Origin of the sequence: Comamonas nitrativorans, assembly GCF_042654765.1 — a bacterium.
In the GTDB taxonomy this organism is placed as follows: Bacteria; Pseudomonadota; Gammaproteobacteria; order Burkholderiales; family Burkholderiaceae_C; genus Comamonas; species Comamonas nitrativorans.
Genome location: NZ_JBHSEW010000003.1, coordinates 1 through 22,478, shown reverse-complemented (window position 1 = coordinate 22,478; position 22,478 = coordinate 1). Strand labels below are relative to the sequence as shown.

The 22,478-nt window shown below is 61.7% G+C and carries 16 protein-coding genes, 1 tRNA gene and 2 pseudogenes; 6 read left to right on the top strand and 13 right to left on the bottom strand.

Going from position 1 to position 22,478, the window contains the following annotated elements; all coding sequences use genetic code 11:
• Window positions 1-13: 13 nt before the first annotated feature.
• Window positions 14-2,059, bottom strand: a pseudogene (locus tag ACFO3A_RS04505) (oxidoreductase); the annotation flags it as partial.
• A 125-nt stretch (window positions 2,060-2,184) separates the two neighbouring features.
• Between ACFO3A_RS04505 and ACFO3A_RS04500 the strand changes: the two are divergent.
• Window positions 2,185-2,727, top strand: coding sequence for a PadR family transcriptional regulator (locus ACFO3A_RS04500; protein ID WP_377724365.1), 543 nt, complete (start codon window positions 2,185-2,187; stop codon window positions 2,725-2,727).
• Window positions 2,728-2,892: 165 nt separating this feature from the next.
• Here ACFO3A_RS04500 and ACFO3A_RS04495 read toward each other — a convergent pair whose 3' ends face one another.
• The 3 genes and pseudogenes from ACFO3A_RS04495 to ACFO3A_RS04485 all read right to left on the bottom strand — a co-directional run.
• Window positions 2,893-3,579: a VRR-NUC domain-containing protein gene (locus tag ACFO3A_RS04495; protein WP_377724364.1), complete on the bottom strand. Its 687-nt coding sequence runs from the start codon at window positions 3,577-3,579 to the stop codon at window positions 2,893-2,895.
• A gap of 15 nt (window positions 3,580-3,594) precedes the next feature.
• Window positions 3,595-3,954, bottom strand: coding sequence for a hypothetical protein (locus ACFO3A_RS04490; protein ID WP_377724363.1), 360 nt, complete (start codon window positions 3,952-3,954; stop codon window positions 3,595-3,597).
• Between the two features lie 137 nt (window positions 3,955-4,091).
• Window positions 4,092-4,403: pseudogene (locus tag ACFO3A_RS04485) on the bottom strand (DUF4172 domain-containing protein); the annotation flags it as partial.
• A 224-nt stretch (window positions 4,404-4,627) separates the two neighbouring features.
• Here ACFO3A_RS04485 and ACFO3A_RS04480 point away from each other — a divergent pair.
• The 3 genes from ACFO3A_RS04480 to ACFO3A_RS04470 are packed head-to-tail and all read left to right on the top strand — an operon-like array spanning window position 4,628 to window position 7,730.
• Window positions 4,628-5,809 (top strand): efflux RND transporter periplasmic adaptor subunit, encoded by a 1,182-nt coding sequence (locus tag ACFO3A_RS04480; protein ID WP_377724362.1) that lies wholly within the window; start codon window positions 4,628-4,630, stop codon window positions 5,807-5,809.
• A gap of 12 nt (window positions 5,810-5,821) precedes the next feature.
• Window positions 5,822-7,024: an ABC transporter permease gene (locus tag ACFO3A_RS04475; RefSeq protein ID WP_377724361.1), complete on the top strand. Its 1,203-nt coding sequence runs from the start codon at window positions 5,822-5,824 to the stop codon at window positions 7,022-7,024.
• Window positions 7,017-7,730 (top strand): ABC transporter ATP-binding protein, encoded by a 714-nt coding sequence (locus ACFO3A_RS04470; protein ID WP_377724359.1) that lies wholly within the window; start codon window positions 7,017-7,019, stop codon window positions 7,728-7,730. The genes ACFO3A_RS04475 and ACFO3A_RS04470 overlap by 8 nt, the downstream gene beginning before the upstream one ends.
• 53 nt (window positions 7,731-7,783) lie before the next feature.
• Here ACFO3A_RS04470 and ACFO3A_RS04465 read toward each other — a convergent pair whose 3' ends face one another.
• From ACFO3A_RS04465 to serA, 6 genes are all read right to left on the bottom strand, one after another.
• The gene (locus tag ACFO3A_RS04465) at window positions 7,784-8,092 is read right to left on the bottom strand and encodes a DUF2149 domain-containing protein (RefSeq protein WP_377724358.1); all 309 of its coding nucleotides are present in this window, start codon (window positions 8,090-8,092) and stop codon (window positions 7,784-7,786) included.
• The gene (locus ACFO3A_RS04460) at window positions 8,089-8,658 is read right to left on the bottom strand and encodes a MotA/TolQ/ExbB proton channel family protein (RefSeq protein ID WP_377724356.1); all 570 of its coding nucleotides are present in this window, start codon (window positions 8,656-8,658) and stop codon (window positions 8,089-8,091) included. Before ACFO3A_RS04460 ends, ACFO3A_RS04465 begins: the two co-directional genes overlap by 4 nt.
• 105 nt (window positions 8,659-8,763) lie before the next feature.
• Entirely contained in the window at window positions 8,764-12,801 is a 4,038-nt protein-coding gene (gene cobN, locus ACFO3A_RS04455; protein ID WP_377724354.1) for a cobaltochelatase subunit CobN, read from the bottom strand.
• 96 nt (window positions 12,802-12,897) lie between these two features.
• Entirely contained in the window at window positions 12,898-15,270 is a 2,373-nt protein-coding gene (locus tag ACFO3A_RS04450; protein WP_377724352.1) for a TonB-dependent hemoglobin/transferrin/lactoferrin family receptor, read from the bottom strand.
• Between the two features lie 211 nt (window positions 15,271-15,481).
• Window positions 15,482-16,810, bottom strand: coding sequence for a hypothetical protein (locus tag ACFO3A_RS04445; RefSeq protein WP_377724350.1), 1,329 nt, complete (start codon window positions 16,808-16,810; stop codon window positions 15,482-15,484).
• Between the two features lie 20 nt (window positions 16,811-16,830).
• Window positions 16,831-18,060, bottom strand: a complete 1,230-nt coding sequence (serA, locus tag ACFO3A_RS04440) for a phosphoglycerate dehydrogenase (protein WP_377724349.1) — start codon at window positions 18,058-18,060, stop codon at window positions 16,831-16,833.
• Between the two features lie 145 nt (window positions 18,061-18,205).
• Here serA and ACFO3A_RS04435 point away from each other — a divergent pair.
• A tRNA-Thr gene (locus tag ACFO3A_RS04435) sits at window positions 18,206-18,280 on the top strand.
• A gap of 170 nt (window positions 18,281-18,450) precedes the next feature.
• Here the strand turns inward: ACFO3A_RS04435 and ACFO3A_RS04430 are convergent.
• Complete coding sequence (locus ACFO3A_RS04430; protein WP_377724348.1) at window positions 18,451-19,005, bottom strand: acyloxyacyl hydrolase; 555 nt, start codon at window positions 19,003-19,005, stop codon at window positions 18,451-18,453.
• A 141-nt stretch (window positions 19,006-19,146) separates the two neighbouring features.
• On the opposite strand from ACFO3A_RS04430, the gene recQ reads away from it, so the two are divergent.
• Window positions 19,147-21,018: a DNA helicase RecQ gene (gene recQ, locus ACFO3A_RS04425; RefSeq protein WP_377724347.1), complete on the top strand. Its 1,872-nt coding sequence runs from the start codon at window positions 19,147-19,149 to the stop codon at window positions 21,016-21,018.
• 282 nt (window positions 21,019-21,300) lie between these two features.
• On the opposite strand, the gene ACFO3A_RS04420 is transcribed toward recQ, so the two are convergent.
• Together ACFO3A_RS04420 and ACFO3A_RS04415 are read right to left on the bottom strand one after the other, a co-directional pair.
• A complete protein-coding gene (locus ACFO3A_RS04420; RefSeq protein WP_377724346.1) occupies window positions 21,301-22,083 on the bottom strand; it encodes a 1,6-dihydroxycyclohexa-2,4-diene-1-carboxylate dehydrogenase in 783 nt (260 codons plus the stop codon).
• Between the two features lie 33 nt (window positions 22,084-22,116).
• Window positions 22,117-22,478: porin (locus ACFO3A_RS04415; RefSeq protein WP_377724345.1), on the bottom strand; the 362-nt coding region annotated here is incomplete at its 5' end.

The window sequence follows — 22,478 nt, the reverse complement described above, 5'->3', positions numbered from 1 at the left end:
CCACCGCCCCGCCCAGGCGCAGGCCCAGCTCGGTGCCCTGGCGGATGGCGCGTTTGGCATCCAGCTCGGTCGCCTTGTCCGCACCGCCGATCAGGTGGACGGTCACGCCCTGCGCCTGGAGCGCTGCTTGCAGTTCGCGGTTCGGGTCTTGCCCTGCGCAGATGATGACGTTATCGACCGGCAGGGTCTGTTCCTGGCCCTCGACGGTGATGTGCAGGCCCGCATCGTCGATCTTGCGGTACTGCACCCCGGCCACCATGCGCACGCCCCGGTTTTTCAGGCCGGTGCGGTGAATCCAGCCGGTGGTCTTGCCCAGGCCGTCGCCCACCTTGCTGGTCTTGCGTTGCAGCAGCCAGATGTGGCGCGGCACCGGCCCGATGTGGCCGGGCAGCACCCCGCCGCGTGCGCTGCCGGTGGTGTCCACGCCCCATTCGGCAAAGAACCGGGCGGGGTTCAGGCTGGCGCTTTCACCTTCGTGCAGCAGGTATTCCGACACGTCGAAACCGATGCCGCCCGCGCCGATGACGGCCACTTTCTCGCCCACGGGCTTTTTGTCGCGCAGCACGTCCAGGTAGCCCAGCACCTTGGGGTGGGTGATGCCGTCGATCTCCGGCAGACGCGGGGCAATGCCGGTAGCCAGCACCACCTGCTGGAAACCGGCCTGCACCAAGTCGTCGGCGCTGACGCGCCGACCCAGTTGCACCGTTACGCCCGTCTGCTTCAGCCGCTCGCCAAAGTAGCGCAGGGTTTCATGAAACTCCTCTTTGCCGGGAATCTGCTTGGCGACGTTGAACTGGCCGCCGATGGCACAGGCCGCATCGAACAGCGTTACGTCCAGCCCGCGGGCTGCCGCCTCGGTGGCAAAGGCCAGACCCGCCGGGCCGGCGCCGACCACGGCCACGCGCTCTTTTTTCGGCAACGGCTGGGGCACCAGAATGGTTTCGTGGCAGGCGCGGGGGTTCACCAGACACGAGGTGATCTTGCCGCCGAAGGTATGGTCCAGGCACGCCTGGTTGCAGGCGATGCAGGTGTTGATGTCCTGCGCCCGGCCCTGCGCGGCCTTGTTCACAAACTCCGGGTCGGCCAGGAAGGGGCGGGCCATGCTGACCATGTCGGCCTGGCCGCTGGCCAGCACGTTCTCGGCCACCTCCGGCGTGTTGATGCGGTTGGTGGCGACCAGCGGAATACCGACCTTGCCCTTCAACTGCTCCGTCACCCAGGCAAATGCCGCACGCGGCACCTTGGTGGCGATGGTGGGGATGCGGGCCTCGTGCCAGCCGATGCCGGTGTTGAGGATGGTCACGCCCGCCGCCTCCAGCGCCTGGGCCAGTTGCACCACTTCCTCCTGCGTCGAACCGCCCGCCACCAGATCGAGCATCGACAGGCGGAAGATGAGGATGAAGTGGGCCCCCACCCGCTCGCGCGTGCGCCGCACAATTTCCAGCGGGAAGCGGATGCGGTTTGCGTAGCTGCCGCCCCAGGCGTCGTCGCGCTGGTTGGTTTGCGCGGCGATGAATTCGTTGATCAGGTAGCCCTCGGAACCCATGATCTCCACCCCGTCGTAGCCCGCGCTTTGCGCCAGGGCGGCGGCGTTGGCGTAGTCCTTGATGGTCTGGCGCACCTGTTCATCGGTCAGTGCCTGGGGGCTGAAGGGGCTGATCGGCGCTTTCAAACTGCTGGGCGCCACCAGTTCCGGGTGGTAGGCGTAGCGGCCAAAGTGCAGGATCTGCATACAAATCTTGCCGCCCGCGTCGTGGACCGCCTGGGTGACGATCTTGTGCTTGTCCGCCTCGGCCTGCGTGGTCATGGCCGCGCCGCCGGGCATGGGCCGCCCGGCCGCGTTGGGCGCAATGCCGCCGGTGACGATCAGCCCCACCCCGCCGCGTGCGCGTTCGGCGTAAAACGCGGCCATGCGTTCGAAGCCGTTGGGCGCTTCTTCCAGCCCGACGTGCATGGAACCCATGAGAACGCGGTTTTTCAACGTGGTAAAGCCCAGGTCGAGCGGGGCCAGCAGGTGGGGGTAGGGGGTGGCGGGGGAATTTGGGGGGAGGGTGGTCATGGGGGAAAGCTCCTTGGACAGCAAGCCCGGCTATCTATGCAACCGGTTGCATAAAAGTGTACGGGCGTTCTTTTAACTATGCAACGGGTTGCATAGTCATGCGCCCCTGGCTAGACTTGCCCGCCATGTCCCTGCCCCACGCCGTGCTGACCTCCCTGCTTGAAAAAGCCACCTCCGGCTACGACCTGGCGCGGCGCTTCGACAAATCCATCGGCTACTTCTGGCACGCCACCCACCAGCAGATTTACCGCGAACTGGCCCGCATGGAAGCCGCAGGCTGGATTGCCGCCTTCGTGCCGCCCGATGCCGGCAAAACCCGCAAAAAACACTACCGCGTACTACCTGCAGGCCGCCAGGAACTGGCCCGCTGGGCACTGGAACCCACCGCCCCCATGGACCTGCGCGATGCCTTCACCGTCAAACTACGCGCCGATGCCGTGCTGGACGAAATCGACCTGGTGCCCGAACTGGAGCGCCACCTGGCCTTGCACCAGGCCCAACTGGCGCACTACCAGCGCATCGAGGCGCAGGACTTCCCCCCCGGCCAGCCCCTGCCCCGCGCCCAGGCCATCCAGCACCTGATCTTGAAACGGGGCATGTTGTACGAGCAGGCGCAAATTGCCTGGGGGCGGGAGATGTTGGTGCTACTGGGAGATCAGAATACGTAGCTGGTAGCGCATGTATTCATTGAATTTCATATGCTTTTTCATATGAAAACAAGGTAAATGCAGCGGTACAAGCTATTCTTTTAATTTCTAGCGTTTCATATCAGCAGTAGCAAAAAGCAAAATAAGAAACGAGTGGCGCTTTTGTTGCTTGAGTGGATGTAATCGTTAGGCATTAGTTTCTATTACACCTGCCAAAACAAAATTTAAACCAAATGGCTTCGCAAAATTTTTAATAATCACCTTTTGGCTGTTTTGTAATTTATCTCTCGGTGCCTTTACTTCCACAAATTTAAGCTCATTATCTCTCCATATCGTTAAATCGGGCCAGCCGCGTCGATATTCATATGGTGCTTGAATAAATTTGCTTGCAATATTGTAAATTAATTCATTACCAGTCACCTTGAATAATTCAATGAACATCCAGCGCTCTAGTCCAGGAAAATAGTCAAGCTTATATGATATATTTTCTCTAGAGGCCATTAAATCAAAATTTCTCTCTATTGTCCTTGCATCTGCTTTTGCGACATTATTTAACAATTCTTCGGGAGAGAACCTATCTTCATCAAACGCCACATTCTGAGCATAGAGAGCTTCAATGCAAGTTGATCGATTTCTAGGGGCTATTTGTTCAAATGACATGGCTTTAATGAGATTCAAAATAAGCCCGCCTTCTCCACTATAACCACGCCAGCCATTAAGCTTAAAACTGTCTAATACAGCATCTTCAACACGCACTGCTCGGCAATCTATAGGGCTGATCCAGCTATTTATTTTAGCTTCTCTACTCAACGAGATATCGATGTATGGAATTTCGAATTTTTCGGCAGTGTGTCGTAATGAGCTTTTTTTCACAAAAAAACCTCCGGCCTAAATTACTTCAAGAAGATTATCGGGATCTGAAAATTCAGTTGGATCATCAGTAAGAGAAGCTAGTAGACGGCAAATCTCCAAAAAATCTATGCGTGCGATATAGGCTTTATTTTTATTGCCTTTATCGGGGTGACTGGCTGAAATATATGAAGCACGTACATCAATAAGCATTGCACGTAACTGTTTTTCGTTGTCCGTTTCAACATCATTATCCTGAGATGAAATATAAAATAACTTCCCATCTGGACTGTAAATTGAAGGGCGGCGACGAGAACTAAACTCAGGAGATAATCTGTTAATTTCGCTAAAGCTGCATTTGGAAAAAAACGCATCCCATTCAAATTGTTTTTGTGACATTCAATTCTCCAAGTTTATAAATAGCTCAAATTAGATGACAGCTACTTATTTTCGCTGCCGTCGGAAAAACAGCAACATGTTACACGACGCACAGAAAAGCACCACGATACTTTTCGTCTGGCCCAAACTAAGAATTCCTAAATAAATCCACGGTGGTACGCAACATCCCTCAAAACATAGCTGGTACTGCGCCCACCACCCTCTGCCTTTACCAGCACGCCCCGTGCCAGCAGGTCGTTGATGTCGCATAGGGCGGTATCGGGCGAACATTTGGCAATGACCGTCCATTTGCTGCTGGTGAGCTTGCCGTCAAAGCCATCGAGCAGTTTGTTCAGCAATTTCACCTGCCGCGCATTGAGCGGCAGCGCTGCCCAGTGTTGCCACAAGCGTGCTTTGGTCAGTACCGCGTCCAACTGGTGCTGTGCCTGATCGACGGCGCGGTGCAGGGTGATCTCACGCCGAGGTGCAATCACCGCATCCACCCTCTAATCTCCGCATATATTGCGGTGATTGCCGTCGCCATTCGCCGCATCGCGCCCCTGTTGCTCTGGGCGCTGCTGCAAAGCCCCCTATACTTCGGCGCTTGGTTGTTGAGAACGATACTCAACCACATTTCTTTCCTTCCTCCCTCCCTCTTTCCGGCCATGTGCTTTTCTCCCTGGAGCGCCCCGTAATGCGCCGCCGCACTGTTGTGATAACGCTGGCCGTGGGCGCAGCCGCCGTGCTGTTCGCTGACGCGGTGGTGCAAAAAATGCGCGGGCCGGTGCTGCCTGCTTACGAAGTGGCCGTGCAACCCCTGGTGCAAACCGTGGTGGCTACGGGCCGGGTCAGTGCCGTATCGCGGGCGCAGGTGGGGAGCAGCATCACCGGCATCGTGCGCGAGCGGCGCGTGCGCGAAGGCGATCAGGTGCGCCCTGGTGACGTGCTGGCCGTGCTGCAATCCGATGTGCAAGAGGCCGAGCTGCGCCAGGCCCGCGCCGCCCTGGCAGAGCTGCAACACTCCACCCGCCCCCAGGCGCACAAGGCCTGGCAACAGGCCCGAACCCAGTGGCAGCAGGCCCAACGCGAATTACAGCGCCGCACCGCCCTGGTGGCCCAGCAGGCCATTGCCCATGAGGAGTTGGAGCAAGCCGCCCAGGCCGAAAACCAGGCCCGCATTGCCATGGAACAGGCGCAGCTCCAGGCCCGCAGCCTGCAATCCGGCCAGCCCCAGGAAGCCCTGGCCCTGGCCCGCGTGGCCAGCGCCCAGGCGGCGCTGGACAAAACCATCATCCGCGCCGAAATGGCCGGCACCATATTGACGCGCAACGCCGAACCGGGCGATGTGGTGCAAGCCGGTCAGGTGCTGTTTGACATGGCCCGCGCAGAAGATACCGAGGTGCTGGTCGCCCTGGACGAGAAAAACCTGGAAACCTTGGCCCTGGGGCAGCCTGCCACCTGCATTGCCGATGCCTACCCGCACCAGCCCTTTACCGCGCAGGTCAGCTTTATTGCCCCGCGCATCGACCCCCAGCGCGGCACGGTGGACGTGCGCCTGACGGTTGCGCCCGTGCCCGAATTTCTGCGCCAGGACATGACGATTTCCGTGAATATCCAGACCGGGCAGCAGGAGCAGGCCATCGCCATTCCCAACGATGCCATCGCCGGGCTGGGGCAGGGCACGCCCCAGGCGTGGGTGGTGGAGGATGGCCGCATCCAGCGCCGCACGTTGCACCTGGGCCTGCGCGGGCTGGCACAAACCCAGGTGCTGCAAGGCGTGCAGCCGGGCGACTGGGTGTTGGCCGATGGGCAGGCTGCACTGACACCGGGCCAGCGCGTGCAGGTGCAGGCGCAAAAACTGCCCTGGGCACCATAGCGCGGGGCTGCCATGTGGACTGAATGGCAGATTGCCACCCGGTTCTTGCGCGAAGGCAAGACGCAAAGTCTGCTGATCCTGGTCGGCATCGCCGTGGGTGTGGCGGTGCTGGTGTTCCTTACGGCCCTGGTCAATGGCTTGCAGAACAACATCATCCAGCGCACCCTGGGCATGCAGGCGCACATCAGGGTGGAGCCACCGCAGGAGCGCAACATCGTCCTGCCGCCGCCCGCAGGCAGCGTGCAATTGCTGCTGGAGGATCAACGCGCCCAGCGCCTGCGCTCCATCAACAACTGGCAGCAGGTGCAGGACATGCTGGAGGCCATGCCCGAGCTGGATATCGTCTCGCCGCTGATTGCCGGGCCGGCCTTTGCCCGCAGGGGGCAGGCATCGGTCTCCGTCACGCTGCTGGGGATTGACCTGCTGCGCTACCGGCGCATGGTGGACTTGGAAAGCGCCCTTCTGCACGGGCAGGTTCGGCTGCACGCGGACGATGCCTTGATCGGCAACCAACTGGCCGCCGACCTGGGCCTGCGCGTGGGCGACAAGCTGCGCCTGGATGCGGGCCAGGGCAGTGAGCGGGTGGTCAGCATCGTCGGAATTTTCCAAATGGGCGTGCGCGAGCTGGATGCCCGCTACGTGTATCTGAACATGCAGCAGGTGCAGTCACTGTTGCAGCTATCGGGCGCGGCCAGCAGCTTGGAGATTCGACTGCACGACCTGTTCGAAGCCCAAACCATTGCCACCCGCATCCACCGCCTGACGGGCCTGAAAGTGCAAAGCTGGATAGAAACCAACACCCAGTTGATGAACGCCCTGCAATCGCAGCGCCTGTCCACCCGCATGGTGGGGCTGTTCGTGGCCTTGAGCGTGTCGCTGGGCATTGCCAGCGTGCTGGCCGTCAGCGTGGTGCAGCGCACGCGCGAAATCGGCATCCTGCGGGCCATGGGGGCCAGCAGGCAGCAGATGCGGCGGGTGTTTTTGCTGCAAGGGGCTATCCTGGGCCTGCTGGGTGCTTTGCTGGGGAGCCTGAGCAGCTACGGGCTGGTGGCCATTTTCAACACCTTTGCGGCCAATTTGTTCTCTATTCCCGTGGACTTGTGGCTGCCCTTGATGGCCACACTGCTGGCGACCTTGACCGGGGTGCTATCCGCCGCCATCCCCGCCCGCCGCGCCGCTGCGCTCAACCCGGTGGAGGCCATTCGCTATGTCTGAGCGCGGCCAGGAAGTCTTGCGCCTGGAAGGCCTGTGCAAACACTACAACCGGGGCAAACCTACCGAAGTGCAGGTGCTGCACGACCTGCATCTGTGCCTGCAGCGCCAGGATTTTGCTGCACTGGTGGGCAGCTCCGGCTCCGGCAAAAGTACGCTGCTGAATTTGATCGGCCTGCTGGACACACCCACTGCCGGGGCGCTGTACGTGCTGGGCCAGCCCACCCACCGCATGGACGATGCCCAGCGCACGGCATTGCGCGGGCACAGCATTGGCTTCGTGTTCCAGTTCCACCACCTGATCACCGCCTTTACCGCGCTGGAAAACGTGCTGATGCCGTTGATGCTGGCCGGTGGCAAACCCGCGCGGGAGCAAACCGAATTTGCCCGGCACCTGCTGGCCCAGGTGGGGCTGGAGCGGTTTGCCGGACACCGGCCCGACCAGCTTTCCGGCGGCCAGCAGCAGCGCGTGGCCGTGGCCCGCGCCCTGGTCACGCAGCCCGCCCTGGTGCTGGCGGACGAACCCACCGGCAACCTGGACAGCCATTCCGCCGCCGAGGTGTTTGCCCTGTTCCGCCGCTTTCAGCAGGAACTGGGCTGTGCCGTCTTGATGGTGACGCACGACGAACGCATCGCCCAGCAGTGCGAGCGCACCATCCATCTGGTGGATGGGCGCATAGCGGATGGCGGCGCCCCCTCATTGCCATAAAAAACAGCCCCGCAGGAGAGTGCGGGGCTGCTTGAGAGGCCAGGCGGCAAGTTTTATTCCGGCACGTAAATCACGCTGCCATCCTGCAGGCGGTAGGCCACGCCGGCCTTCACGCCTTCGCCCTGCCCGGTCTGGCCGCTGGATTTGAAGCGCTCGATCTCGTCGCCCTTTTTGACGATCATCTCCATCGACGGCTGCCCAGCATCGACCACCACCGTGACGTCGTTGCGCATCATGGCCTGGATCAAGGGATTGCTGGCCATGCCCAGCAGCAGAGCGGCGATGATGACGAGGAAGATGTCGATCAGGTTCACGACCGACAGGATAGGGTCTTCCACCCCCTGGGATTGCAGAAACTTCATGCTGCCAGCTCCGCCACAGGCTGTTTGGCAGCCTGCTGCACCACCTGCTGGGCCTCGGCTGCGGCGGTCTGTCCACCGGCTTGCAGCCACGCAATTTCTTCGGCCAGCCAGCGCTGGCGCACCGATGCCACCCAGAACATGATGGAAGCGGTAATCAGGGCCACGATCACGGCAGAGAACGCGACCGACAGGCTGCCCGACATCGCCATCAAATTGCCGTCCGACAGGCCACGCAGGGCCGGGCCCATCGGGATCATGGTGGCTACCAGCCCCATCATGGGCGAGATGCGGGCCACGATACGCGGCGCTTCCAGCATCCGGTGGGCGGCGACATCGCGGGCATCGGCATCCGCATCCGGGTGGGCTGCGGCCCAGCGCAGCACGTCGCAGCAACGCAGGTCGGCAATGCCTTTGTCCAGATTGCATTTGCGCCGCTGGAACCACGCGATGGCGAACACGCCCAGGGCGTACAGGGAATACAGGAACAGGGCGGCAATGATGACCAGGGTGGGGATCAGAAAAATCTGCCCGATCTGGTACATCAGGCTTTCAAGGGTGGAACTCATGGAAATACTCCGTCAGGTTGCAATAGAAAAAGAGGGGGAAGAGGGGGCAGTCGCGGGGCCGGGGAAGTCTTGCCATCAGCACGGCAGGACTTTCCCGGAACATGCTTACCGCCGGAACAAGGGCATGCGCTGGCGTTTGGCCTGGCGTGCGGCCCCCACGCCCAGCACCAGCAGCAGGGCTGCAAAAATGATCCACGGGCTGTAGTCGACCAGCACCTGGCCCACTTCGTTTTCCTGCTTCTCCAGCTTCATGCCTTCCACGTCCTGGGCAGGCTCGCTGGGGGCTTGCTCGGCGGGCGGTGCGGCTTCGGGGGGCTGGAGTTGCTCGGCCACATGCTGGGCAAACTCGGCCTCGGCAGGCAGGCCATCGGCCACGTATTGCAGGAAGCGTTTGTTGTCGCTGCGCACGTCGAATTGGGTGGCCATTTCGCGGTAACGCTCTTTCAGCAGCTCCACCGTCTCGGGCTTGGCATCCCAATAGCCTTTGCGGGCGGCTTCCAGCATGCGTTCCATCGCTTGGGCCAGGGCATGGGGGTTTTCTTTCTCAAACCACTCCTGCAAGCCCAGGTCGAATTTGTCGCGCACGTAGACATCGACCATCGTCTCCCATTGGTCGTCACGCACCATTTCCCGCGCCACGGCATTCCAGCCCCACAGGTTGTTGGTGACGTTGACCACTTCCAGGGTACCGGAGTAGCCCTCGGCCATGATGGCCTTGATGTAGCCAGGGTGGAACTGGCGCGTTGCCAGCTCTTTGGACAGGAATTTGGCTGTACCCTCGATACGGCCTGCGCCGCCTTTGCGCAGGTCGGAGATGTACAGCTCCGGCATCTTGCCGTCGAGTCTGCGCACCGCCAGTCCGATGCCGCCCAGGAATTCAAACGGGTGGTCGGTCGTCAGCACGCCGTACAGGTTGGAGGATCGGGCCAGCACGGCGCCTTCCGTCCCGCTCAGGTGCTGGGCATACAGATTGACGTCCTTGGCCCCGGCCACGCCCGGCTGTCCCCAGGTGGATTCATCAGGGCCGTAGGCGTACTGCATGGTGCCCAGGTACAGGTCGGCCAGCTTCTGGTCGCCTTCCTCGATGCTGTCCCAGCTATCGGTGGCCATGGCCGCGCCCGTCAGGCCCGTGCCGTAGGTGCCCGAGGCCGAGGTGAAGATGCGCGTTTGCGCAGCATCCTGGGCGGCCTTGTCCTCCACGCCGTCCCGCTTGAACTGCGCCTGGATGCGTTGCGTGTTCGCGGCCACGGCGTTGTCTTTTTCATCGACAGCACCGCTGGCCAGTTGCACGGCGCGGGCCAGATGCTTCATGGTGTTGGGGAAGTGATCGCGGTACAGGCCGGTGACAGACAGCACCACGTCCACACGCGGGCGGCCCAGGGTTTTGCGGTCGATCAGGCGCACATCGACAATGCGCCCGCCCTGGCCCCAGACCGGTTCCACGCCCATCAGCCACAGTGCCTGCGCTTCCAGCACGCCTTGCTGGCGCATGGTTTCCGTGGACCACAGCGAAAACGCCAGTTTCTGCGGGAATTTGCCGGCTTGCGACTGGTGTTCGGCCAGCAGCTCGTCGGCGGCCTGCTTGCCCGCCTTCCACGCCTGTTCCGTCGGGATGCGGGTGGGGTCAAAGCCATACATATTGCGGCCCGTGGGGTAGCCATCCGGGTTGCGGATGGGGTCGCCGCCATAGGACGTTTCGATGTAGCGGCCATCCAGCGCAGCCAGCAGGTTGGGCAGCTCGAACTGCGCCCCGATGTTTTCGTACCACTGGCGGGCCTGGGCCAATTGCTCCTGCAGCGCAGGGCTGGCTTTTTTCGGCGTTTTGCCTTCCACCAAGGCATCGCGCAGCAGCCTGTAGGGGGCGGAGTCTTCCAGCTTTTCGTAGTCGATCAGCAGGATGTCATTGACTTTGCCGGGGTGGTCATCGTCACCCTTCGCATGGTCATGTGCATGGTCGTGATCGTGCTGCAAATCTTCCTGCAGGCCACCGGCGGCATGCCAGAACTCTTCGCCCAGCATCATCAGCACGGTGGAGACGCGGTGGAACTCCTTGGGCGCCCGGCCCATGGCGTGCAGGCCCAGGGGCTGCGCCATCGTGGCGAGGTCGTGCAGGTGGACATGCAGTTCATCGGCAAACTTGGCGAAGTTGGGTGCAATGTCCTCCTTGCGCCAGCCCATGTCTTTTTCAATGTTCTCGGCAGTGACCGTGGCAATCAGGTCTTTTTCGATCTGCTCCTTGACGCGCCCTTCCATCTGCCCGAACCAGTCGTGCAGCAGGTTGTGGGTTTCAGTGACTTTGGTGTGCAAACCCGCCGGGCGGAAGGGCGGCGTCTGGTGGCTGATGATGACGGCGCGGCCCCGGCGGCGGGCATGCACGGCTTCGCCAATGTTGTCGATGATGTAGGGGTAGATGATGGGCACGTCGCCCAGCAGCAGGAAGGGGTAGTCCTGATCGACGGCCAGGCCGCGCTCCTTGCCCGGCAGCCATTCCTGGGTGCCGTGCGTGCCCAGGTGGATGATGGCGTCGGAGGGGTGCTGGGTGCGTGCCCACAGGTATTCGGCCAGGTAGAAGTGCGAGGGCGCAGCATCCACCGAGTGGTAACGCGCGGCTTCCTGCCCGTCGATTTTTTCGCCACGCGGCGCTTGCGGCAGGATGGCGACCTTGCCCAGCAGCACGCGCGGCATGACAAACCAGGCCTGACCATCGGCATGGACGACCATGGAGGATTTTTCCGGATCGCCCCACTGGTCGTTGATTTTCTTCTGCACCGGCTCCGGCAGGGTTTGCAGCCAGTCCTTGTAGGTCTTGACGGGGAATTTCTCGGCCAGACCATCGTCCAGCAGACCCTGCAGCTTGCCGTCGCGGTAGTAGGGGGCCAACAGGGCCTGTACCTGGGCCAGCATGGCATCCTGCTCGGGCACTTGCACGTCATAGCCTGCTTTTTGCATGGCAGCCATCATGGACACCAGGCTTTCGGGCACGTTCAGGAAGGATGCGCCCAGGCTTTTCTCGCCGCCGGGGTAGTTCCAGAAAAACACCGTCACATGCTTGTCGGCGTTTTTCAGCTGTTGCAGCTTTGCCAGATTCATGGCCTTGGCCACCACGGAGTTGAGCTGCGGCTTGATCGGCGTGAGGTTGCCGGTTTCGGCATCCACGGCAGCAGCGACTTGAATATCCGTCACCCCGGCAAATTCCGGCAGGGCCAGATAGAAGGGGATGTTGGTCATGGGAATGCCCTGCTGGTCTTCCCGCCAGGCTTTTTCGTCCCCGCCGCCCGTATAGGGAATGGCCTGGGTGACGGGAATCCCCAATTTCTCAAACGATTTTTTCGCGCCATCGGGCTGGGGCATGACGCGGGTGCTGATGATCACATCCACCACCGGCTTGCCGTCTTTATCCGTCAGCAATGAAGACAGCACATCTTCATCGCCATTCATGAAGGGGTAATAGAACGCCATGGGCACGCCGCCAGCCTGTTCCACGCCGCGAATCAGACCATCGAGCAGCCCCGCTTGCATGGAGCCGACGTTCTGGTCATAAAAAGCAATACCAATCCGGGTGGGACGTTTTTTATCTACAGCGGTTTTCTTCTTTTTATCCGCAGACTTTTGCCAGCGCGAATAATCTGCCGCATTGGCAAAGAATTTATTCGGTGCGTCCGGATGGTAAAAACCTGATTTTGGGAATACTTTGGGCGCAGCAATTTTGTTCCACGGCTTACCTGCACGCCAGGCGGCCACGGTGGCAAAGAAACCATTGAAGTTTTCCTGCCCCCCGTTGGCGTAATACAAATTCAGGCGTTGCAAAATATCTTCCGGCATGTGGATGCCGCGTGGTTTCCCTTCGGTGGACACAAAACCAACGGGTACGCCGGCTTTTTCAAACGCCTGGTCGAGCTGTTTGCGGCCAGGGCCGGGAATAAAGCTATCGACCCAAATGACGCTGTATTTTTTAAACAGCGCTGCGTCCAGTTCTTTGGGCAGATCGTTGAAGTACATGACCTCGGTATCTACCCCGTGGGATTGGGCAATCTTATCCAAGGCGACGAATTTACCGCGTGATGAACTGGTGCTATTGGTCAAGAACAACAGCGGCTCTGCATAGGCCAGGGCGCTGACAGAACCCAGAAATAATGCCAGCATGAAAGCCAGCAGTCTTTTGATAGAGAAAAGCATATAACTCTTACGTTGCCAAGAAAGCCCTGCATGGCTAGCAGGGCTTTTTTGATTTTTCAATCATTAAAAAGCAATGTGCATACTGACAAAGGCGGTACGCCCGGCACTGGTCAACAGCTCCATGTCCCGCTGATCACGCGGCACGGAGGGTTGCAGTCGTCTGGCGCTTGAATAATCCCAGTAGCGCTTATCGGTGAGGTTGTAAACACCGGCATTCAGGCGAATATTTTTATTGATGCGCCAGTAGGTGGACAGATCAAAAATTCCATACCCTGGCACGCGGAAGCGCTCTACCGCAGATTCGGTCAGGGCTGTCCCTGCATTGGTATAGCTTTCACGATTGGTTTCCTTGGCCTGTTTACCCGCGACAAAAGTCCCAACCAGGTTAAAGCCCCATTGCTTCTGCGGGGCGTCATACCCGACACCGATCACCGCCTTGCGCGGCAGCACGGTTTCCAGCGGTGTCTTTTTGTCCCCCGCGTAGTTGGAAATGGAGTGGCCCCGGCTGATACCCACGCCCCAGGTGGAATACAGCCCTTTCAGGGCAGGTGTCCAGGTGCCATGCTCCAGGCGCGAGAACAGTTCAAAACCGTAAATGGTGGCTTCGTCGCGGTTTTCGGCACGGTAAATCTGGCTGCGGTGCGAGGGAATGCCCACAAACATATCCGGATGCAAGGCCCGGGTGTAACGGGTAAAGCCGATGAAGTCCTGGTAGCGGGTGTAGAACATCGAGGTATTCAGCGTCACCCCTGGGGTCGGCGACCCTTTCAGGCCCAGCTCCAGCGCATCGCTTTTCTCGGGTTTCAAATCCTTGTTGCCCAGCAAGGCCGGCCCGGCAGGGCTGCCATCCACCCCGCCATCCATATTCCACGAGCCATACACCTCACCCGGCCCGGGAGCGCGGCCACTGCGTTTGTATTGGGCATAGGCAAAGAACTGCGGGCGCAGGGCATAGGCCACACTCAGGCTGGGGCTGACGATGGTATTGCTCATCGTGCCTGCATAAACTTCCTCGGCCTGGGATGACGACAAACGCCCGCTGACAAAGCCTTCCATATCACGCGGTTTGCTGCGCGAGGTATCCACCCGCAGTCCCGGTGTCACCGTCAAGGCGCGGCCCGCCACTTCAAAGCCGATATCGTCCTGGAAGAACGCACCGTACTTGGCAGTAGTGCTGTCAGGCTGCGGTTTCATGATCTTGGCACCGCCATCGATGACGCTCCACGGCCTTTCCACCCGCTGCTGGGAAAAATTCACCCCGAAACTCAGCAAATGGCGGTCAATATGCTTGGAGCCTGCGGAGGAAAAGCCGACAGTCCGCGTTTTGTTTTGCGACATATTGTGCTTGACCGCCCCGGTGGCCAGGGTCGTGGTGTCGGTATCGTCACGCGTATCGGTTTCCTGAAAATACACGCGCGTATCCAGCGAATCCACCCAGCCCGGGGTCCACAGGTGACTGAGTTGCACGGTGCGGCGGTCGGTCTTGTTGGCTTGCTCGGAGCTTTCCGTGATATTCACGTCGTTCGCATCCCAGCCAAAGAATGCATTTTCATTGCGGCGGCTATAAATATCCACGGCCAGTTGCAGGTAATTTTCTGCATTGACCCGCAGCCCGCCTTTGAGCAGCAGGGCATTGGAATGCCATTTTTCCGGGGCGCTGTCCACGGTGTCGCTGTTATTGCGGCCTTCATGGCCGTCGCGGCGGGAATACGTGATCAGCCCATCCCAATCACCGCTGCGCCCGGCGGCAGTGACGGCCTTGTGCCAGGAGCGATCGGTGCCGTCGTAGCCGAGCTTGCCGTCGAAGTACGAAGTTTTGCCGTTGCGCAAAAAGTCCGATGCGGACTTGGTGCGAAAGCTCACCGCCCCGCCAATCCCGCCTGCCGCCCGTTTGGCCGTGGTCGTCCCCGAGTCGATGCCCACCAGGGCATACATCTCGGGGTCCATGAAGTCCCGGCCCACGCCAAAGGTATTCGTGCCCGCACGGCTGGCATAGGGGCGCGTGGTGGCATCGGGCATTTCCACACCATCGACATCCATGCCTACGCGGTTGCCCTCGATACCCCGGATGTTGTAGCCCGTGGTGCCGCCCCGCTCGAAATTGCTGCGCCCCCGCGTAGCGCCCGAGGCCGTACCCGGTGCGGACACCAGCGGCTGGTAGCGCACGATGTCGGCAATGGAGCCAGCCTGCTCCAGTTCGGGGCCGCTGATGACGATGGTGGTGCCCGCTTCCTTTTTTTCTGCCGTATCACGCACTTCCACCTGGGGCAAGGTGATGACCTGCTGCTGTGATTCTGCTGGCTGGTCAACGGTTTGTGCCAGTGCCGGTGCTGCAAACGCGGTCGCGGCAAGCAATGCCACGGCCGTCATCATCAAGGGGGAGCCATCCACGGTGCGCGGCAGCAACTTGCCCGCGGTGCTTTGGTGTCTGTCCATACTTTATCTGGGAAAAGGTGACGCACAACAGCAGCAACCGCCATTGCGCAGGTTCGAAAGAAGGCCGGAACAAATATTAGCAATATAAATGAGTATTGTTTTCATTTATATTCTTATCTTTACTCAACTTTACTTGTTTTCGTAGAACTTTCCGGGTGCACAGACGCGCTGCGCCTAACGGGGTGCCATACCAGCGATCAATGGATGGGGTCTAGATGCGGCTCTGCGCCCTGGCGACCGACCACAGGTAGTTCATCTCTGCGCAAAACGGTTGGGCGCAGACGGCACGGCCCAGGTACTGGCAGCCTTCCACCACGCACAGGCCGGCCTGTTCTCCGGCATGTTGGTGCTGGCGCGGCTGCTGGCCGCTGGCGTGCAACTGGGCCATCTGCACCCAGGGGTCGGTGGCACGGCCTTGCAGCCAGGCTTGCCATTCCTGCGGCAGCAGCTGGGCCGGGGTGTAGGCGGCAACGGCCTGCACGGCTTGTTGTGCCGCCTGGGTGGGCAGGGGCTGCAATTCCAGTTGCAGGATGGCGCTGGTGCGCAGCATTTGCAGTTGGGCCTGCATGGACTGGGGCGTTCCGGGCAGCGCCTGCGGCTGCAACACCAGTCCGAAGGCGGTGCTGGCGAGCTGCTGGACACTGCCCGCAAAGGCCAGTTGCAGCCCCGGCAGCGCCCCGCCGATTCCCGTGCCGCTCGGGGTTGCCGCAAAGCCCAGCGCCATGGCAGAGCCTGCACCGGCAGCGGCCCTGTCCCCTGCACCCGGCAGCGCAGCCCCCAGGGCTGCCTGGGCCTGTGCCCAGGCAGCGGGGACTTTCAACGTCAGACTCATGCCCCGGGTGCCGTCCTGGGCCTGGATGCTGCCCTGCAATACCAACCAGTTCTGCAACGCGGGAATCGGGATGGCCGCCGGCCTTGTCGCCCCCGCAGGCGCGTTGCCCGATGCGGCCAGGGCGGATGGACTGGCGGTCTGGCCCGCCTGTTGCAGCACGGCCTGGAGCAGATTCTGTGGCCAGGCTTGGGCGCTGACCAATTGCTGCGGCAGCGCCTGCCCGGCAGTGCCCTGCTGCACCAGACCGGAGAGCAGCGCCAGCACCGCCGGCGGCACGCCATTGGCGGGCCAGGCCGTCGCGGCAAGCTGGGTGCCCCCGATCTGCTGCACCAGTTGCGCGACCAGTTGGGTGAAAGCCTCGACCCGCACGGCCTGCTGGGCCTGGGGCGAAAGATTGACCGAACTGGCCAGCGCCGCCTGGGCAGCGGCCACGGCCACCTGGGCGGCTTGGGCCACCTGGCTGGCGGGCGCAGCTGGGGCTACTGCTGCTGCGGCATTGGCGGGCGGTGCGGACTCCGGACGGACGGCCCCCTGGGCCTGGGCTTGTGCAGAAAAACTGGCGTTTGCGCCCGTGGTGGCGGCGGAGCCAGCCGTGGTTGCCGATGCACTGCCAGCCCCGGCATTGGCCGGGCCGGGGCCGGAAACGGCAGCGGCCACGGGCTGCGCCCCCGTGGCCGCTGGATTGCTGGGCGGAAGAATGTCGCTCACAGCAATGCGTCACACCTTGTTCAGAACAGCACCCGGCAGCGTACCGTGCCCGGGATTTGCGCCAGCTTCTCCAGCGCCAGGGCGGAAGAGCCGGGTTCCAGGTCGATCACGACGTAACCGAGTTTTTCGTGGGTGCGCAGGTACTGGCCCGCCACGTTGATGCCGTTCTCGGCAAACACCTGGTTGATGGCCGACAGCACGCCCGGCACGTTGTGGTGGACGTGCAGGATGCGGTTCTGGCCGGGGTGTTCGGGCAGCGCCACTTCGGGGAAATTCACCGCCGAAATGGTGGTGCCGTTGTCGCTGTAGCGCACCAGCTTGTCGGCCACTTCCAGGCCGATGTTGGCCTGCGCCTCCATGGTCGAGCCGCCGATGTGCGGCGTCAGGATGACGTTGTCCAGCCCGCGCAGGGGGGAGATGAATTCATCCTTGTTGCCCTTGGGTTCGACCGGAAACACATCCACCGCCGCGCCGAGCAGCTTGCCGCTTTTCAGCGTTTTCACCAGCTCGTCGATCACCACCACGGTGCCCCGGGCGGCATTGATGAAGATGCTGCCGGGCTTCATCGCGGCAAATTCCTTTTCCCCCATCATCCATTGGGTGGAGGGCAGCTCCGGCACATGCAGGGTGACGATGTCGCTGCGCGAAAGCAGGTCTTCCAGCGATGCTGCCTGGTGGGCATTGCCCAGGGGCAGCTTGGCCACCACGTCGTGAAAAATGACGTGCATCCCCAGCCCTTCGGCCAGCACCGACAGCTGGGTGCCGATCGAGCCGTAGCCGACGATGCCCAGCGTCTTGCCGCGGATTTCAAAGGCGTTGTCGGCGGATTTGAGCCACCCGCCCCGGTGGGCGACGGCGTTCTTCTGCGGAATGCCGCGCAGCAGCAGGATGGCTTCGGCCAGCACCAGCTCGGCCACCGAACGGGTGTTGGAATACGGTGCGTTGAAGACGACGATGCCTTTTTCCTGCGCCGCCACCAGATCGACCTGGTTGGTGCCGATGCAGAAGCACCCGATGCCGACCAGCTTGTTTGCCGCGTCCAGCACTTCGCGCGTGAGCCGGGTGCGCGAGCGCACGCCGACAAAATGCACGTCGGCGATTTTCTGTTTCAGTTCATCGCCTTCCAGCGCGTGCGCCAGCAGCTCCACGTTGCTGTAGCCTGCATTCTTGAAGGTCTGCACTGCCGATTCGTGAATGCCTTCGAACAGCAGAATCTTGATTTTCGATTTGTCCAGCGAGGTTTTTGCCATAAAGATACGTCCAGAAGTTAGCTTTTACTATTACAGCGGATTCCTGCCGCCGCCACCGCCGCCATGCGCCAGATCGGGGTGGCAAGTATGGCCTAGGCCAAGTACTAACACCAGTGCGCCAATCTGGTATAGAATCGCGGGTTTCGCCCATGTGGCTCAGTGGTAGAGCACTCCCTTGGTAAGGGAGAGGTCGGCAGTTCGATCCTGCCCATGGGCACCACACACCGTTAAAAACCCGCTGCCTTTTCAGGCCAGCGGGTTTTTTGTTGTGCGTTCCGGTTCCAGCAATCTAAATAGTTAATTATGGTAGCTGTTACCGCTGGTATATAAAGGATTTCAGGTGAGAAACTATCTGAAATCCAATAAGAATAAGCGAAAACAGCTCTCTTTTCAGAACCCCACCGAATACCGTACCAGCAGGAAGTTGTCCCCCGGATTGGGTTTTTTCAGCCCGGCGTTGGAAACGTGCTGCACGCGCAGCGCCAGCGCGTGGCGGCCCTGGGGGCCGAAATTGCGCCCGATGCCCAGGTGCGAGGAGAAGTTGTAGCGGGTGCTGAAATACTTGTCGTCGCTGGCGTAATGGCGGCTGTGCAGCACCACGCCGGTGCCCGCTTCGACGAACCAGGGCGATGCGCCCTGGCGGGCCCGCCAGCGCAGGTTGATGCCGCCGCCCAGGGCCGTCAGGCCGCGCCGGCCCTGGTTCTGCGGACGTGCGGAGACATAACCCAGCGACACGTCCCACTGCCCGGTAACGGCCCCGCTGCCCAGGGCATACGACCCGTTCCACGGCAGGGTCACCCCGACGGTGGTGCTGTGGGCGCTGTGGTTGGCCACCCCGGCTTGCAGATAGAGGCTGCGGCTGTCCCGATCCGGCGGGTTTTGCGCGAAACTCCACGGGCATGCCGTGCATAGAGCAAGCGCCAATAAATAGTGTTTTTTGTGCATGGCTGTTTTCCTTTCTTGCTTTCTTGTTTTGACCGGACGGCTGACTGGCGCCGGAGAACTTCATCCAGGGGGAAAATATACCCCCTACGCTCCCCCTCACGCCCAAGATAAACGCGGACCGTCTCCCGCAAAGGATGTCTTTTGTCCCCCACCCCTCGCTCCGTTCTACAAGAAGTTTTTGGCTACGACAGTTTTCGCGGGCCGCAGCAGGCCATCGTCGAACACGTCACTGCCGGGGGCGATGCGCTGGTGCTGATGCCCACGGGCGGGGGCAAAAGCCTGTGCTACCAGATTCCGGCCATCGTGCGTCAGCAACAGGGGCACGGCTGCACCATCGTCGTCTCGCCGCTGATCGCGCTGATGCACGACCAGGTGGGGGCGCTGCACGAGGCGGGGGTGGAGGCGGCCTTCCTCAACTCGTCCCTGGGTTACGAGCAGGCGCAGGAGGTGGAATGGCGCTTGCAAAGCGGGCAGATCACCCTGCTCTACGTCGCGCCGGAGCGGCTGGTCACGCCGCGCTTTCTGGGCCTGCTGGACGCCTTGTACGCCCAGGGGCAACTGGCGCTGTTTGCCATCGACGAGGCGCACTGCGTCAGCCAGTGGGGCCACGACTTCCGCCCCGAATACCGCCAGCTGGCCCTGCTGCACGAGCGCTACGCGGGCGTGCCGCGCCTGGCGCTGACCGCCACCGCCGACGACCTGACCCGCGCCGACATGGTGCAGGGCCTGCACCTGCAGAACGCCCAGCAGTTCATCAGCAGCTTTGACCGGCCCAACATCCGCTACCGCATCGTCGAGAAGAAGGACGCCTTTGCGCAACTGCTGCGCTTCATCCAGCACGAACACGCGGGCGATGCCGGGGTGGTCTACGCCCAGTCGCGCCGCCGCGTGGAGGAGCTGGCCGAGAAGCTGCAACGCGAAGGCATCCACGCCCTGCCGTACCACGCCGGATTGCCGCCGGACGTGCGGGCTGGCAACCAGCACCGCTTTCTGCGCGAAGAAGGCGTGGTCATGGTGGCCACCATCGCCTTCGGCATGGGCATCGACAAGCCGGACGTGCGCTTCGTCGCCCACGTCGACATGCCGAAAAACATCGAAAGCTACTACCAGGAAACGGGCCGTGCCGGGCGCGACGGCCTGCCTGCGCAGGCGTGGATGGCCTACGGCCTGTCCGACGTGGTGAACCAGCGCCGCATGATCGACGAGGGCGAGGCCGAGGAAGCCTTCAAGATCGTGCTGCGCGGCAAGCTGGACGCCCTGCTCACCCTGGCCGAAGCCACCGACTGCCGCCGCCAGCGCCTGCTGGCCTACTTCGGCGAGGCCAGCGGCCCCTGCGGCAATTGCGACAACTGCCTGCAGCCTCCGGCGGTGTGGGACGGCACGGATGCGGCCCGCAAACTGCTCTCCACCATCTACCGTGTGCATCAGAAAAGCGCCTTGACCTTTGGCGCGGGCCACATCATGGACGTGCTGCGCGGCAAGGATTCGGACAAGGTGCGCCAGTACGGGCACGATGGGCTGTCCACCTTCGGCGTCGGGGCGCAGTACTCCGAGGCGCAACTGCGGGCCGTGATGCGCCAGTTGCTGGCTACCGGGGCGCTGGGCCTGCACAAAGTCACCAGCGACAACAGCGGCCATGTGTTCGACACGCTGGTGCTGACCGACGCCTCCCGCGCCGTGCTGCAAGGCCAGATGCAGGTGCTGCTGCGCGAAAGCGTGGCCGCCGCCCGCACGCGCCGCCCCAAGGGCACGCCGGCCAACGTCGCCGCGCAAGACCTGGGGCCGGATGCGCAGGCCCGCTTCATCAACCTCAAAGCCTGGCGCAGCGAAGTGGCCAAGGCGCACGACCTGCCCGCCTACGTCATCTTCCACGACGCCACGCTGGCGGCCATTGCCGAGCAGAACCCGCCATCGCTGCAAGCCTTGCAAGGCATCAGCGGCATCGGCGCGAAAAAGCTCGAAGCCTATGGGGCGGAAGTGCTGCGTGTGATCCAGTCCGGTATCAAGCTATAAAGATAGCTGTACCCGATCATGCAAAAAGGGTTTCAGGTACTAAAGTGCATGAAACCCTTTTTCAATGAGCGTAAAAAGCTCTCTTATTAAGAGCGACGACGATCTGCTGCTGCGCTACTTAGAACCTGTTCACGATCTCGGCGCGAAGGGGTGCGGGAAGCGGATCGGGATGATCTGCTAGGCGCAGACCGCAGCCATAGCGGTGCTATGGCGAGGATTTGCAACGACGCAGAGCGCCCGAGGTCGCGACGGCACACCCGCGTGGAGATCGTGAACAGGTTCTTAGCCCTGGTCGCCACCGCCCACCGGCAGCACGGTGCCGGTGATGTAGGCGGCATCGTCCGAGGCCAGGAACAGGATGGGGTCGGCCTGTTCGTCCAGCGTGCCGTAGCGCTTCATCAGGCTGCTATCGACCGACTGGGTGTAGATCTGCTGGTACCAGGTTTTTTCCTGCTCGCTGGGCTGGGCGGTGTTGCGCGGGATCAGGCGTGGGGGTGCTTCGGTGGCACCGGGGGCGGTGGCGTTGACGCGGATGCCACGCTCGCCGTTTTCAAAGGCCAGGCAGGCGGTCAGGGCATTGACACCCCCTTTGGCCGCGCCGTAGGGCACGCGGTTGACGCCGCGCGTGGCGATCGACGAGACATTGACGATGCTGCCCTTGCCGTTGGCCAGCATATGCGTGATGGCGGCGCGGCAGCACCACAGCGTGGGAAAGAGTGAGCGGCGCACTTCGGCCTCGATCTCGGCCTCGGCGTAGTGCTCGAAGGGCTTGGTCCAGATGGTGCCGCCCACGTTGTTGATGAGGATGTCGATGCGCCCCAACTTTTCCACGGCGGCATCCATGACGCGCTGGCATTCGGCAAACTTTTCCAGATCGGCAGTCAGGCTGAGCACCTCCATCTTGGTGGTGCTGGTGATTTCCTTGGCCACGTCGTGAACCAGTTCCGAACGGTCCACCAGCACCAGGGTGCCTTTTTCCTTGGCCATTTTTTCGGCCACGCGCTTGCCGATGCCTTGGGCGGCACCGGTGATGACGGCTACTTTTTTCTTGAAACGGTTGCTCATGGTTGCTCCGGAAGAAAGGGTCTGAACAGGTTCTCAAAACGCGTGGCGCAAACCGACCATCAGGCCGGTTTGATTGCGTCCGGCCAGGGGCGCCAGGGCCGTGTTGCTGGCACCCACCGAGGGCGAGAACCGGGCCTTGCCATCGTTGCGCATGAAGCCCACCGTGGTGTAGGCGGCCGTGCGCCTGGAGAAGGCATAGGTGCCGCGCAGTACCAGCATCTGGGCACCGTCGGCGCTGTTTTTGTAATCGAAGTCGTAGTACTGGGCCTCCAGCGTCACGGCGGTGGTCAGGGGGTGGGACACGCCCAGCGACCACAGGGTGCTTTTGCGTTGGGCCTGGACGGCGGCTTCGTTCCTGCGCTGCATGTAGTTGGCGGCCAGCTTGGTCTTGCCCA